This window comes from Saccharopolyspora sp. ID03-671, assembly GCF_045278815.1.
GTDB classification, from domain to species: domain Bacteria; phylum Actinomycetota; class Actinomycetes; order Mycobacteriales; family Pseudonocardiaceae; genus Saccharopolyspora; species Saccharopolyspora ipomoeae.
In genome coordinates this window covers 5,531,493-5,544,984 of sequence record NZ_CP134054.1, presented here as the reverse complement: position 1 = coordinate 5,544,984, position 13,492 = coordinate 5,531,493, and the positions used below count along the sequence as shown (strand labels likewise).

Sequence of the window (13,492 nt, the reverse complement as noted above, 5' to 3'; positions counted from 1 at the left end):
CGCCGCCAGCGGCAACGCCATCTTCAGCACCCCGTCGGCCAGGTTCGTCACAGCGGTGAACACCACCAGCACCGCGGTGTTCCACCCGCTCCACTCCCCCGCCCTTTCCTCCACAGCCCCCCTCGCATGTAACCACTAAAATCACTTAGCAAGTTACTCGGCCTCACCGACCCCCACCATCCGACGAACGGTCGAAGGTCTCGGTGTGGGTGGTCCGGAGTGCGCGGAGCGTGGGCAGGGGGCAGTTTTAGCCCAAACTGCCCCATGATCATGTCCGTTTTGTCTGGACAATTCTGGCGAAAACTGTCCCCTGCCCACGCCCGAACCTCACCCGCAGCGTCGAAAACCCTGGTTTTCATCCACGCGAAAACCGGGGTTTTCGACATGAGGCGATGAGTGCGGAGAGGTGGCGTTCGGGGTTCTGGGGGTGGCGTTCGGGGTTCTGGGGGTGGCGTTCGGGGTGGGAGCGTGGTGAGTGGTTCGTGCGGAGCGGGATTCGGATTCGTTCGGGGTTCAGACGGGCACTGAGCTCTGGGCCCCGAGCCCTGCGCTCAGAGCACAGGGCTCCGACGGGTTTTGGGTTTTGGAAGGAGTGGGTGATGGTGGGGTATGCCGAGGGGGTTGCTGAGGGGATTTGGGGGGCTGGGGTCCAGCGGGTGGGGTACGTGCCTTCGGTGACCGTGGCTCCTGTGGTGGAGGCCTTGGTGGCTTCCGATGGGGGTGCGGACGGGGTGTCGCGGCGGGTGACGCCCTTGTCCCGCGAGGAGGAGGCCGTGGGGGTGATGGGAGCGTTGCCGCTGGCGGGGCGTTTCGGGGCTGTCGTCATGCAGGACAACGGGTTCGGGAACGCGCTCACCGCGTTGACCACGTTCTCGCTGGCCTACCACCTGCCGCTGCTGATCTTCGCGAACACGCGGGGTGGGCTCGGCGAGTACAACTCGATGATCCACTCGATCAGCGGGCACGCGCCCGAGCTGCTGCGGACCGTCGGGGTGCCCGTGTTCGAGCTGGACCGCCGCTCGTCGCCGCAGGACTGGCACGACACCACCGCCGAGGCCGGCGCGCACGCGCGGATGACCTACCGGCCGGTCGTCGTGCTCGCCTCCTTCTGGAACACCGACGGGAAGGTCGCCTGATGCGCCGCCTCGAAGCCCTGCAGCACCTCGTCGAGCTCACCGAGAACCGCCCGGTCGTGGTGACCTGCGCGGCCACCAGCCGCGAACTCGCCTCGATCGCCGACCGCGACAACCACCTCTACCTGCTCGACTCGATGGGCCTGGCCGGATCGGTGACGACCGGCCTGGCTATGGCCGTCGAGGACTCCCCCGTCGAGAAGGTGATCGGCATCGAGGGCGACGGCTCGCTGCTGATGAACCCGAACGTCCTGCCCACCGGCGGCTTCACGCGCCCCCGCGCGCTGCTGGTCCTGCTGGACAACCGCGCCTACGGCTCCACCGCCGGTCTGCCCACCTACACCGGCAGCATCGACCTCGGCGCGATGGCCGAGGCCGCGGGCTGGGCGGTCGGCCGCGCCGACGACCCCGCGACGCTGCGCGCGGAGTTCACCCGCCTGCTGGCGTTGCCGGGCCCGTGCTTCCTGCACGCGCGCATCGAACCCGGCAACGCCGCCGACATCCCGAAGCTCCTGGCGGACCCGGTGATGCTCACCCACCGGTTCCAGCGCTGGCTGGCCGCAGCACTCGGATCGTGACGGTGGCCAGAGCCATCGTCACCGCGCCGACCACACCGGTGAGGGCGAAGGCGGCGAAGCCGAGCTCGGCGTGGCCCGCTGCCAGCAGGGTTCCGCCGAGCCAGGGGCCGAAGACCGCGCCGAAGCGGCCCATCCCGGCGACCCAGCCCAGCGCGGTGTCTCGGTCGGCGGGAACGTGGTGGGCGCCGACCGTCGCGTAGACCATCGTCTGGCCGCTGAACAGCAGCAGCCCGGCGAAGAACACCACGACGTACAGGGCCGCGACCGGGAGGTGGACGCCCAGCAGGTAGACGAAGACCGAGGTCAGCGCGAACCAGATCACCACGATGCGGCGGGCTCCGACGGCATCGGCGAGGCGTCCGGCGACGAGCATCCCGACGATGCCGCCGACGTTGAGCGCCGTGGAGAACAGCAGCGAATCCCCGGTCTCGTAGCCGAGCTCGCCCATGATCTTCGGCAGCCACTGCCCCACCCCGTACACCAGCATCAACCCGGCGAACGAGGTGAGCCAGAACAGCAGGGTGGTCGGCCACTGCCTCCCGCGGAACAGCGCCTTGAGGCTCTCCCACCTGTCGGTGCGCTCCGGCGCGCGGACGACGTCGAGCCCGTGGTCCGCGGCCACCGAGGCCGCGGCCTCGCCGCGCCCCCGACCGGCCAGGATCGCCGGGGACTCGGGCAGCATCCGGAACGCCACCGGCAGCAGGACCAGAGCCGGAACGGCGCTGACGAGGAAAACCCACCGCCACCCGGCGGACTCGACCAGACCGAGCGCGATGAGCGGTGCGATGGCGCCGCCGGCCTGGTGCGCGGTCATGATGACGCCGGTGGCCAGGGCCTTGCGCGCCCCGGTGGTGAACTCCATGCCGTAGGCGATGGCGATCGGCAGCAGCGCGCCCAGACCGAACCCGCACAACAACCGGAACAGACCGAAAACCGCTGCGCTGGGCGCGATTCCGCATCCGATGGTGGCGACCGTGAACAGCCCGACCGAGGCGAACACGGTCGGGCGGCGACCGACCCAGCGGGTGACGGTGCCGGACAGGATCGTGCCCACCAGCATGCCGAAGGTGGTGTAGCTGCCGATGTTGCCAGCCAGAGCGTCGGTGAGGCCGAGGTGACCTCCGTCGATCATGTCGGGCAGCACGGATCCGTAGATGAACGTGTCGATTCCGTCGAGCAGCACCAGCGCCCAGCACACGGCGACGACGACCACGCGCCGTCGTGCCGCGATCGGGGACGCCGTCAGCTCCGGTGATGACGGGGCCTGCGACATGGTGGCTCCTAGTCGACGGTGGGGGTTCCGTGGGTGTGGAAGGACTCGATGGTCTGCAGGCCCCAGGCCTGGCCCTTCTCGCGCTCGGCCTCGGTCCAGGTGATCAGCGGCCAGTCGGGCGCCAGCACCAGGCGGGTCAGCGGGTTGCACAGCTCGACGCGGTTGCCGCCGGGCTCGTAGACGTACAGGAAGAAGGTCTGCTGGATCGCGTGCTTGTGCGGCCCGGTCTCGATGAACACCCCGGTGTCGACGGCCAGGTCGGCGGCGCGCAGCACGTCCTCGCGGCTGTCGGTGGCGAAGGCCAGGTGGTGCAGGCGGCCGCTCGACCCGGTCCAGTCCTCGGTGTGGACGAGGTCGTAGGACTTCTGCGTGAAGGTCTGCCAGCGACCCGCGATCCGGCCGGAGTCGAGCCGGATCTGCTCGGTGGGCCGGGCTCCGAGCGCGTCGATGAGGAACCCGCTGGACTCCTCGACGTCGGCGGCCAGGTAGTTGATGTGGTCGAGCCGCCGGACACCGACGCCGCGCCCGGGCTTGGCCTCCGGCTGGTTCTTCAGCGCGGGTGCGGAAGGTGCTTCGTACCAGTCGGTTTCATAGTAGAGCGCGATCTCGTGGCCGTCCGGGTCGGCGGTGACCCACAGCGGCCCGACACCCGGTTCGTCACGTACCCACCGCCCGCTCGCGCCGGTGGCCTCCACGGCGGCCTTGCGGCGTTCGAGCGCTTCGGGCGAGGAGCAGCGCAGCGCGGTGCGGCCGATACCGGCCTTCTCGCGGCCGGTGACGATCAGGCTGTGGTGCTCGTAGTCGTCCCAGGTCCGCAGGTAGGTGTGCTCGCCGTCGCGCTCGACGACGCTGAGGCCGAGGAAGTCGGTGAAGAACGCGACGGTGTCCTGCGGGCACGGCGTGAACAGCTGCGCGTGGCCGAGGTGGGCGACGTCGCCGAGCGGCGGGCGCGTGGGTGCGTCGGCGACCATGCGCTTGAGGCTGGAGAGGTTCTCCGGAACTGTCATGGGATCTCCTCACACGGTTTCGGGGGTCTGCAGCCGGAGCTTGCGGGTGGCGGGACCGAAGATCGCGAGGGCGAGGGCGCCGACGATCCAGGTGCCCGCGATGAAGTAGAAGACCGTCATGTAGCCGAAACCGCTGTAGAGGGCGGCGATGATGAGCGGTCCGGCGGCGTTGGACAACCGGCCGATGCCGTAGGAGATGGAGGTGCCCAGCGAGCGACCGCGGGTGTCGAACAGCTCCGGCGAGTAGGCGTAGGCCAGGGCCGTGTAGCCGCGCTCGAACAGGTTCACCATGAAGCCGAACACGACGACCATCACCGGCACGAACGTCAGCCCGTACAGCAGGCCGGAAACGGCGATGATCAGGCCGAACACCACCAGGCACCACTTGCGCTCGAAGCGGTCGGTGACCTGCGCGGCCAGGAACGACCCGAGCGGCGCGCCGACGGTGGTCAGGGCGACGAAGAAGATGGAGTCCTCGACGCTGACGCCCTCGGCGGCCAGCAGCGTCGGCGCCCACGAGGAGAACCCGAAGAAACCGATGGTCTGCGTGATCCACAGGACCGACAGCAGGATCGTCGGGAACAGGAACCGCTTGTCCTTGAGCATCCCCAGGCTCGGCTTGGCGGCCGGTTCCGCCGCGACCGGTTCCGCGGCGGCGGGCAGCTCACCGTGCTCGGCGGTGGCCCGGGCCTCCAGGTCTCGCAGCACGGTCTCGGCCTCGTCGTGGCGGCCACGGGCCTCCAGCCACTGCGGAGATTCGGCGAGCCCGCGCAGGAACAGCAGGAACAGCACGCCCAGCGCGCCCCACAGGTACACCAGGCGCCAGGTCTGCTCGCCGAGCGGCACCACCAGGGACGCGATGAGGTTGGTGGCGGGCGTGCCGCAGATCCCGATCATGATCACGTAGGCCTGGTACTTGCCGCGCTGCGCGCGCGGGAACACCTCGTTGAGGTAGACCACCGCCACCACGGTCATCGCCGACAGGCCCGCGCTGGTCAGCACGCGGAACACGCCCATCGACAGCATGTCCCAGGCGAACACGGTGGCCAGCGACCACACCGAGAACCACACGGTCGTCAGCGTCAGGGTGCGCTTGCGGCCGAGGCGGTCGGCGAGGCCGCCGGCCACCACCGAGCCGAGGAACATGCCCACGAACGACAGCGAGGTCACGTAGGCGATGTGGCTGACGTCGGACCCCCACAGCACGCGCACCTTGGGCGCGGTGATGGCGAAGGTGTTGATGTCGGCGAACTCGAAGAAGTAGGCGAACGCCAGCGCGGCGATCGTGGTCTTGTGGAACTTCGAGATCGGCAACCGGTCGAGCCGGTTGGCCGAGTTCGTAGCGGAGTGCGGCACTGCGGTCTCCTGGGGGAAGGGGGCGTCGCTCAGGCCTCGTCGGGCCAGTACAGGCGCATCGGGTTGTCCACGAGCAGCGCCCGTTGCTGCTCGGCGGTGACGGCGATGTGCCGGACGTGGTCCAGCAGCAGCCCGTCGTCGGGCATGTGGTCGGTGAGGTTGGGGTGCGGCCAGTCGGTGCCCCACAGCACGCGGTCGGTGAAGGTCTCCACGACGCGGCGGGCGAAGGGCACGACGTCGGTGTAGGCGTGCTGCTCGCCGTCGAGCGCGGGTGGCCCGGTCCGGGTGAGGCGCTCGGGGCAGGAGACCTTGACCCAGGCGCCGGTGTCGGCGACGAAGTCGAGGAATCCGGCGAACCCGGGGTCGTCCAGGTCCCGGCCGACGTCGGGGCGGCCCATGTGGTCGATCACCAGGGTCACCGGCAGCGAGGCGAAGAAGTCCCGCAGCTCGGGCAGGTCGGGGGCCTCGAAGTAGAGGACGACGTGCCAGCCCAGCGGGGCGATCTTGGCGGCGATGGTCTGCAGCGCCTCGGTGGGCGCGGCGTCGACGAGCCGCTTGACGAAGTTGAACCGAACGCCCCGGACCCCGGCCGCGTGCAGGCGTTCCAGTTCCTGCTCGCTGACGTCGGCGTCCACCGCGGCCACTCCGCGCGCCCGGCCGCCGGAGGATTCCAGGGCGTCGACCAGGGCGCTGTTGTCGCTGCCGTGGCAGGTGGCCTGCACGATGACGTTGCGGGACAGGCCGAGGTGGTCGCGCAGCGCGAACAGCTGCTCCTTGCCCGCGTCGACCGGCGTGTACTTGCGCTCGGGCGCGAACGGGAACCGCGCGGCCGGGCCGAAGACGTGGCAGTGCGCGTCGACGGCACCGGCGGGCGCGGTGAAGGCGGGCGCGCTCGGGTTCGGGTGGAAGGGCAGCCAGCCCGGGGTCACGTCAGTCGACATAGGTCAGTCCCGCCTCGGCCAGCTTGGGGCGCATCCCGTAGAGGTCCAGGCCGAGCTCGCCCGCCTGGAACTTCTCCCGCTTGCCGGCCTCGTTCGCCTCGCGCTCGGCGGCGGCCTCGGCGACCTCGGCGGCCTTCGCGGCGGGCACCACGACCACGCCGTCGCTGTCGGCCACGATGACATCACCCGGGTTGACCTGCGCGTTGGCGACCACGACCGGCACGTTCACCGAGCCGAGGGTGGCCTTGACGGTGCCCTTCGCGCTGATCGCGCGGGAGAACACCGGGAAGTCCATCTCGCGCAGGTCGTCGACGTCGCGGCACCCGCCGTCGATGATCAGCCCGCGCGCGCCCCGGGCCCGCAGAGAGGTGGCCAGCAGCTCGCCGAAGAACCCGTCGGAGGATTCGGTGGTGCACCCGGCGACGACCACGTCGCCCTCGCGCACCTGCTCGGCGGCGACGTGCAGCATCCAGTTGTCGCCCGGCTGCAGCAGGACGGTGACGGCGGTGCCGCAGACCTTCGCGCCCTCGTAGACGGGCCGGATGTGGGGGCGCATCAGGCCGATCCGGCCCATCGCCTCGTGCACCGTGGCCACGCCGAAGCGCGACAGGGCGTCGACGGCCTCGCGGTCGGCGCGCTGCACGGCGGTGTGGACGACTCCGAGTTCCTGCACTGCGAATTCCCTTCAGCGGTGATGAGTTTCAGCGACCCTGGGCGGTGAGCAGCGCGTCCAGGCGGGGGTAGGCGCGGCGGGCGTTCCCCTCCTCGACGGCGGCGAGGTCGGCGGCGGACAGCCCGGCGTTCTCGACGTAGCGGCGGGTGTCGTCGAAGTGGTGGCCGGTGCGCGGGTCGACGCCGCGCACGGCGCCGATCATCTCGGAGGCGAACAGCACGCTGGAGTGCGGAATCACGTCGAGCAGCAGGTCGATGCCGGGCTGGTGGTAGACGCAGGTGTCGAAGAAGACGTTGCCCAGCAGCGCTTCCTCGGGTTCGGGCTTGCCCAGCGCCTGCGCGAGCCCGCGAAAACGCCCCCAGTGGTAGGGAACCGCGCCGCCGCCGTGCGGGATGACCAGCCGCAGCTCGGGGAAGTCGGCGAACAGGTCCCCCTGCAGCAGCTGCATGAACGCGGTGGTGTCGGCGTTGAGGTAGTGCGCGCCGGTGGTGTGGAAGGCCGGGTTGCAGCTGGTCGAGACGTGCACCATCGCGGGCAGGTCGAGCTCGACGAGCTTCTCCCACACCGGGTACCAGTGGCGATCGGTCAGCGGCGGCGACGTCCAGTGCCCGCCGGAGGGGTCGGGGTTGATGTTGACCGCGACCGCCCCGAGCTCGGCGACCCGCTCGATCTCCCCGCGCACGGTGGCCGGGTCGACGCCGGGCGATTGCGGCAGCATCGCGCCGAAGGCGAAGCGGCGCGGGTAGAGCTCGGCGACCCGGTGGCACAGGTCGTTGCAGATCCGGGCCCACGTCGAGGAGATCTCGTAGTCGCCGATGTGGTGAGCCATGAACGAGGCGCGCGGCGAGAACACGGTGACGTCGATGCCGCGCTCGTCCATCAGCTTGAGCTGCTGGGTCTCCAGCGACTCGCGGATCTCGTCGTCGCTGATCACCGGCCCGGCCGGGTCCGGCCGCCGCGCCGGGTCGTCGAGCCCGGCGACCTGCGCGTCGCGCCAGCGACCGAGCGGCTCGGGCGCGGTGGTGTAGTGACCGTGCACGTCGATGATCACGCGAAGCGCTCCTTCTCGAACTTCGAAAATCCCTGGTATTTACCGATTTCCATCGGCCCCTCGGCCTTCGGCGACACTCCGGGGATCGATCTTCTTTCCGGGTTCCGCCGTTCCGGTGGGGGCGAAGTTCTCATGAGAACTTCGCCCCCACCGGAACGAAGACGTCTCCGGCCATCAGCAGCCGCGCGGTGCGCAGCAGCGCCGAGCGCACGACCCGCTGCGGGTCGTCGGGGTCGAGCCCGAGGGTCACGCTGAACTCGCCGGTCGGGTGCTCGACGGACACGGTGGGCTCGGTCCCGGTGATGCCGCGGGCGACGTCGTGGGCGACGCTGCCCTCCAGCACGCAGGCGGTGGCGGCGGTGACGGCGGCCAGCACGCCGATGGACTGGTGCGCGACGCGGGGGATGAGGCTGCGGGTGCTGATGCTGCCGCCGCGCGCGGGCGGGGCCACCAGCGTCATCTTCGGGTAGTTCCTGTCGCCGACGTCGCCGAGCCCCATCGCGTGCCCGCACACCAGGCGCAGCGCCTCGACGCGGGCCTTGAGCGCGTCGTCGGCGTCGATCTCGGCGGGCGTCTCGTAGCCGGTGGCGCCGAGCCGCTCGGCGGCGACGATCACCAGCGGCTGGCCGTTGTCGATGAGCGTCACCTCGACGGCCCCGAGCCCGTCGACCTCGACGGTGTCGCGGACCCGACCGGTGGGCAGCAGCGATCCGGCGACCGACCCGGCGGTGTCGAGGAAGCCGATCTCGATCGGCGCCGCGGTGCCGGGAACCCCGTCGATGCGGGCCTGACCTGCGTAGTCGACGTGCCGGGTGCCGTCGGCTCCGGCGGGGGTGCGGACCGTGATCTCGGCGATCATGCCGGTGTTGCGGGTGAGCACGCGGGCGGTGGTGGTCTCGCCGGCGGGCTCGACGATGCCGGTTTCGAGGGCGAAGGGCAGCACCGCGGCGAGCATGTTGCCGCAGTTGGCGGTGACGTCGACGGTCTCGCCGCCGGGCTGGATCTGGCCGAAGGTCCACTCGACGTCGACACCGGGCCGGGTGCCGGGGGCGACGATGCCGACCTTGCTGGTCAGCGGGTGGGCGCCGCCGATGCCGTCGATCTGGCGCTCGTCGGGCGAGCCGAGCGCGGCCAGCAGGACGGCGTCGCGGGCGGCGGCGTCGGCGGGCAGCGCGCGCTCGTCGAAGAACGGCCCTCGCGAGGTGCCCCCTCTCATGAGCAGGCACGGGATCGCGGTCTGCGAACCGGCGTCGACGGGCATCGGTGCTCCTCACTCAGGTCGGTGTGCCAGCGAACCTAAACGATGGACAGGATTGTTCACAATCCTTTCGACAAAATTCATCGCGGATATTGCGCACCACTTCTGAGCAGCCGCGACCCACCGGCCGCGCCAGGGCGGCTACCGTTCAGGGGATGCGTGCTCAGGAGAAGCGAGCCGTCGAGGCTGTCACCGACCACCTCGCGGGCCTCGATCGCGTGCCCGACGCGCTGTCCCTGGCGCAGGTCGTCGGCACCGCGCTCGGCGCGACCGGCTGCGCGTTCACCATCGCCGGCCGACGCCACCAGTGGGGCAACGGCGCCGAGCGGTGGCACACCCAGCCCGTCGCCTGCGACGGCGAGGAGCAGGCGCTGCTCTCCGTCGCCCCGGAAACGGCCGGACCCGTCGACGCCCTGGCCGCCGCGCTCGGACCGCCGCTGCTGGCGATGCGGCTGGCCGCCGAGACCGACCGGCTGCGCCGCGACGGCGACGCCGCCGCCCGCGAACTCGTCGACGACCGCTGGCGCACCACCGTCGAGATGGAGCAGGAGCGGCGGAGCCTGGAGCGCGACCTGCACGACGGCGCGCAGCACCACCTGGTCGCCCTGAAGATGTCGATGGCGCTGGTCGAGCACACCGGAGCCACCGAGGAACGGCTCGCCCAGCTGGAGTCCAAACTGGACGCCGCCGAGAAGGCGCTCACCGACACCGCCGCCGGCATCCTGCCGATCCCGCTGTCCACCGAGGGCCTCGCGGGCGCCCTGGCCGCCGAGCTCGCCGCGCACAGCGACGTCACCCTGGACACCACGGGTTTTCGCCGCCGCTACCCGCCGCTGGTCGAGTCCACTGTGTACTTCGCGTGCCTGGAAGCGGTGAACAACGCCCACAAGCACGCCCCCGGCGCGGCCATCGCGGTCGTCGTCCGCGACACCACCCGCGGCCTGGAGTTCGGCGTCTCCGACGACGGCCCCGGATTCGCCGCGACCCACGCCCGCCTGCCGAACCTCTCGGCCCGCATGGCCACCGTCGGCGGCACGATCGACATCCGCTCAAGCCCCGGTCAGGGCACCACGATCACCGGTTGCGTTCCCCGCTGAGCAGTCCCTCGGCGGTGCGGATCAGGACGTCGCAGACCGAGGCGTCGCGGCCGCCGGTGATCGGGCGGACCGCGTGCGCCCGCCAGCGGTTCGCGGCCCGCTGCGCGGCCACCGACACCTGCTCGTCGTTGGCCTCCGGTTCCAGGCCCAGCCGCGAGCGCGGGTCGGTGCCCTCGGCGCCGAGCAGTCGCGCGGCGTCGTCGGCGACCCCGCGCAACAGGCGCGTCTCCCCGCTCAGCAGCTCGTCGAGCAGGTCGAGTTCGGTGATCTCGTGCGCCTCTGCGGCGATCCGGTCCACCGACCAGCGCAGCGGGTGATCGGCGGGCAGCCCCGGTAGCAGCGCGCGAGCGGAGGTGATCGCCCGCCGCGCGGCGAGCACCGGGGCCCAGGTGACCAGCCTGCGCGCGACGTCGTCCGCGCACGACGACTCCGAGATCTCCACCCGCTGCGCGGCCCGGCGCAGCGCCGCCCGGAACTCCGGCACGGGCGGGACCCGGCACAGCACCGCGTCGACCGAGCCGCGCGGGCCGTCGTCGGCCAGCAGCTCCTCGGCCAGCTCGCGGTCGGCCGGTCCCTCGGCGAACACCACGGTCACGCCGAGCAGCGAGGCGCTGTCGAGCTCGGAGGGGTCGGCGCCGTCGGCGTCGGCGACCACGGCCAGCCGCGGCGGCTGCACCAGCCGCGCCGCGATGGCGTCCCAGCGGGCGCGGGCCGGTCCGGCACCGGCGGCCTCCTGCCCTTGTTTGACCAGGTCGGTGACCCGCTGGAACAGGGCGCTGCCCTCGCCCTGGGAGGTGATCGCCGAGCTCGTCCGGTCCGCCAGCCGCACCGACACCACCGCGGCACCGTCGGTCACCGCGCACTCCAGCGCCCCGCCCAGCACCGCGATCCGCTCGGCGTCCTGGTGCAGCGCGGCTCGCAGGTCCGCCGCCGACAGGACGCCGACGTCGGTGCGCAGCCGGGCGCGCAGCTCCTCCTCGCGACCGAACTCCACCGCCACGGCAGGGTCGTCGCGGTGGATGCCGTCGCCTGCCAGCAGGTTCAGCACCGCCGCGACCGCGTGGTAGAAACCGGATTCGATCTGCCAGCCCACGCGCCTGCCCAGGTCGCCGGTGAAGCGCACCGGGTGCGGCAGCGTCGCCGCCAGCTCCTCCAGCGCTGCCTGCGGGCCCTTGTCCGGCAGCATCGCGGGGTAGACGCCGCGCACGACGGTCCGGAACGTGTCGAGCATCTCGTCCACCGCGACCCCGATCTCGGCGATCCGCGCCATCTCACCGCCTTCGGCGAGCTGCTCGCCGAAACCCCGCAACCTGCGGCGCAAGTCGTCGAGATCGCGCAACGTCGAGGTGGTGATCGAGCGGACCAGCCTGCGCCGCTCCAGGTCGCGCACGTGCGCGAGCCGCTCGCGCGCGGCCGTGACCTCGGCGCGCAGCGCGCGGAACCGCTCGTCGGCTTCGTCGTGGTCGGCCCGCAGCCGGTCCACGTCGGAGGTCACGGCGAGCCAGCCCGCGGTCTCGCGCACCGCCGCCTGCTCCTTGGCGCCCCAGCGCCGCGCCCCGGCGACCAGCAGAACTCCCCCGCCGCGCACGGGTTCCCGAAACGAATCGCGATCCGGTCCAGTGTGGATCGACTGCGACGAGGCGGCGACGACCTCGAAGCCCTCCGGCCGGTCGGCGGCGGGAACGCAGTAGGCCGCCTGGCCGCCCACGGTGCGGGCCAACTGGCCCACCAGCTCGTCGGCCAAGCGGTCCTGCGGGACGGACGTGACGAGCTCGTGCGGACGCCGGTTCTTGCGCATGCGGCCTAGCTCTCGATCCGGCTCGACCTCAGGTAGGCGAGCACGGCGAGGACCCTGCGGTGGTGCATCGCCTGGTCGCGGGGCAGGCCGAGCTTGGTGAAGATCGACGCGGTGTGCTTCTCCACGACCTTCGGGGACACGAACAGCTCCTTGGCGATCGCGTTGTTGGCGTGCCCCTCGGCCATCAGCCGCAGCACGTCCAGCTCCCGCTCGGTCAACGTCGAGATCGGGCTGTCGGCGCGCTTCGACGGCGCCTCGACCAGGCGTTTCGCCAGAGTCGGCTCGATGACGATCTCACCGGCCGCGATCCGGTCCAGGGTGTCGGCGAGCACCTGCACGCCCGCGACGCGCTCCTTGAGCCGGTAGCCGATGCGCTCGGCGCCGATCTCCAGGACCCGCATCAGGTAGTGCGTCTCGGCGTAGTGCGACAGCAGCAGCAGGCCGGTCTCGGGGCTCCGGGCGCGGATCTTCTCGGCGGTGGTCAGCCCGCCGTCGGGTTCCGGCGGCATGCGGATGTCGAGCACCGCGACGTCCACCTGCTCGGTGGCCACGATCCCCAGCAGCGAGTCGCCGTCGCCGACGCAGCCGACGACCTCGTGGCCGGCCGCCTGCAGCAGCAGGACCAGTCCTTCTCGGAACAGCGCGCCGTCCTCGGCGATGGCTACCCGCACAGCAGCACCGCCCGCAAGTTCCGCCGGACCGACGAACCCGGTCGCTGCTCGGTGATGCGCACCCGCACGACCCTCCTGCCTCGCACTCGTACCCGCACGGTCGTACCGGGCTCCAGCGTACGCAGGTGATCGGCGACCAGGAGACCGGTCCGCATCCGGGCCTGCGCGTCCAGGTCGTGCTCCGGCAGGTCGAGCTTGATCCGCAGGTCGTAGCGCTCGGCCACCGACACGCAGGCCGGTTCCAGGCCCTCGGTGAGCACCGGCGGGTGGAGGGCTCCGCCGAGCTGGCGCAGGTTCTCGATGAGCACGTAGACCCGCTCGCGCAGCACCTCCACGCGGGAGGTGAGCCGCAGGTCACCCACCATCGCCGAGAACAGGTCGAGCTCGACCGCCAGCGCCGAGAGACCCGCCGCGGGGCCGTCGTTGAGCGCGCGTTCGAGCTCGAAGCGGTGCTCGGCGGCACCGCGGCCGGGCACGCGCAGCCATCCGGGCAGCAGCCGCCTGCCGCCCACGTCGTACCTGCCCGCACTCCCGACCATCGTCCCAGCCTCGCGCACGCGGACGCGTGGCAAAAGGGTGCCAGCCCGTTGCGGAGGTAGGGCTATCCCTCCCCTGGCGCGACTCGCCTAGTCTTGACGAGACTGGAGTTGTGATTA

The 13,492-nt window shown here is 71.5% G+C and carries 13 protein-coding genes; 3 read left to right on the top strand and 10 right to left on the bottom strand.

The window, feature by feature from the left end:
- Positions 1-704: 704 nt before the first annotated feature.
- Complete coding sequence (locus REH65_RS25765) at positions 705-1,136, top strand: thiamine pyrophosphate-binding protein (RefSeq protein WP_406689459.1); 432 nt, start codon at positions 705-707, stop codon at positions 1,134-1,136.
- Complete coding sequence (locus REH65_RS25760; RefSeq protein WP_406689458.1) at positions 1,136-1,711, top strand: thiamine pyrophosphate-dependent enzyme; 576 nt, start codon at positions 1,136-1,138, stop codon at positions 1,709-1,711. The genes REH65_RS25765 and REH65_RS25760 overlap by 1 nt, the downstream gene beginning before the upstream one ends.
- Here REH65_RS25760 and REH65_RS25755 read toward each other — a convergent pair.
- The 7 genes from REH65_RS25755 to REH65_RS25725 all read right to left on the bottom strand — a co-directional run bounded on the left by REH65_RS25755 (position 1,665) and on the right by REH65_RS25725 (position 9,273).
- On the bottom strand, positions 1,665-2,984 hold the full coding sequence (locus tag REH65_RS25755; RefSeq protein ID WP_406689457.1) for an MFS transporter: 1,320 nt from the start codon (positions 2,982-2,984) through the stop codon (positions 1,665-1,667). The genes REH65_RS25760 and REH65_RS25755 overlap by 47 nt on opposite strands.
- Before the next feature lie 8 nt (positions 2,985-2,992).
- Positions 2,993-3,991 carry a VOC family protein gene (locus REH65_RS25750; RefSeq protein ID WP_406689456.1) on the bottom strand — a complete coding sequence of 333 codons (999 nt, stop codon included), beginning with the start codon at positions 3,989-3,991 and terminating at the stop codon, positions 2,993-2,995.
- 9 nt (positions 3,992-4,000) lie between these two features.
- Positions 4,001-5,347: an MFS transporter gene (locus tag REH65_RS25745; protein WP_406689455.1), complete on the bottom strand. Its 1,347-nt coding sequence runs from the start codon at positions 5,345-5,347 to the stop codon at positions 4,001-4,003.
- A 29-nt stretch (positions 5,348-5,376) separates the two neighbouring features.
- A complete protein-coding gene (locus tag REH65_RS25740; protein WP_406689454.1) occupies positions 5,377-6,288 on the bottom strand; it encodes an amidohydrolase family protein in 912 nt (303 codons plus the stop codon).
- Positions 6,278-6,961, bottom strand: a complete 684-nt coding sequence (ligK, locus tag REH65_RS25735) for a 4-carboxy-4-hydroxy-2-oxoadipate aldolase/oxaloacetate decarboxylase (protein WP_406689453.1) — start codon at positions 6,959-6,961, stop codon at positions 6,278-6,280. Before ligK ends, REH65_RS25740 begins: the two co-directional genes overlap by 11 nt.
- 28 nt (positions 6,962-6,989) lie before the next feature.
- Positions 6,990-8,012 carry an amidohydrolase family protein gene (locus tag REH65_RS25730; RefSeq protein WP_406689452.1) on the bottom strand — a complete coding sequence of 341 codons (1,023 nt, stop codon included), beginning with the start codon at positions 8,010-8,012 and terminating at the stop codon, positions 6,990-6,992.
- Positions 8,013-8,142: 130 nt separating this feature from the next.
- The gene (locus tag REH65_RS25725; protein WP_406689451.1) at positions 8,143-9,273 is read right to left on the bottom strand and encodes a 4-oxalomesaconate tautomerase; all 1,131 of its coding nucleotides are present in this window, start codon (positions 9,271-9,273) and stop codon (positions 8,143-8,145) included.
- Positions 9,274-9,425: 152 nt separating this feature from the next.
- On the opposite strand from REH65_RS25725, the gene REH65_RS25720 reads away from it, so the two are divergent.
- On the top strand, positions 9,426-10,367 hold the full coding sequence (locus REH65_RS25720; protein ID WP_406689450.1) for a sensor histidine kinase: 942 nt from the start codon (positions 9,426-9,428) through the stop codon (positions 10,365-10,367).
- On the opposite strand, the gene REH65_RS25715 is transcribed toward REH65_RS25720, so the two are convergent.
- Genes REH65_RS25715 through REH65_RS25705 form a run of 3 tightly spaced genes read right to left on the bottom strand, consistent with a single transcriptional unit; the run spans position 10,345 to position 13,375 of the window.
- Positions 10,345-12,165 carry a hypothetical protein gene (locus REH65_RS25715; RefSeq protein ID WP_406689449.1) on the bottom strand — a complete coding sequence of 607 codons (1,821 nt, stop codon included), beginning with the start codon at positions 12,163-12,165 and terminating at the stop codon, positions 10,345-10,347. The genes REH65_RS25720 and REH65_RS25715 overlap by 23 nt on opposite strands.
- A 5-nt stretch (positions 12,166-12,170) precedes the next feature.
- On the bottom strand, positions 12,171-12,836 hold the full coding sequence (locus tag REH65_RS25710; protein WP_281453961.1) for a response regulator transcription factor: 666 nt from the start codon (positions 12,834-12,836) through the stop codon (positions 12,171-12,173).
- A complete protein-coding gene (locus REH65_RS25705) occupies positions 12,827-13,375 on the bottom strand; it encodes a hypothetical protein (RefSeq protein WP_281453962.1) in 549 nt (182 codons plus the stop codon). The genes REH65_RS25710 and REH65_RS25705 overlap by 10 nt, the downstream gene beginning before the upstream one ends.
- Positions 13,376-13,492 lie beyond the last annotated feature (117 nt).

Coding starts and splice junctions, on each gene's coding strand:
- REH65_RS25760 (WP_406689458.1), top strand. CDS start 1,136: ATGCGCCGCCTCGAAGCCCTGCAGCACCTCGTCGAGCTCACCGAGAAC.
- REH65_RS25755 (WP_406689457.1), bottom strand. CDS start 2,984: ATGTCGCAGGCCCCGTCATCACCGGAGCTGACGGCGTCCCCGATCGCG.
- REH65_RS25750 (WP_406689456.1), bottom strand. CDS start 3,991: ATGACAGTTCCGGAGAACCTCTCCAGCCTCAAGCGCATGGTCGCCGAC.
- REH65_RS25740 (WP_406689454.1), bottom strand. CDS start 6,288: ATGTCGACTGACGTGACCCCGGGCTGGCTGCCCTTCCACCCGAACCCG.
- REH65_RS25725 (WP_406689451.1), bottom strand. CDS start 9,273: ATGCCCGTCGACGCCGGTTCGCAGACCGCGATCCCGTGCCTGCTCATG.
- REH65_RS25720 (WP_406689450.1), top strand. CDS start 9,426: ATGCGTGCTCAGGAGAAGCGAGCCGTCGAGGCTGTCACCGACCACCTC.
- REH65_RS25715 (WP_406689449.1), bottom strand. CDS start 12,165: ATGCGCAAGAACCGGCGTCCGCACGAGCTCGTCACGTCCGTCCCGCAG.
- REH65_RS25705 (WP_281453962.1), bottom strand. CDS start 13,375: ATGGTCGGGAGTGCGGGCAGGTACGACGTGGGCGGCAGGCGGCTGCTG.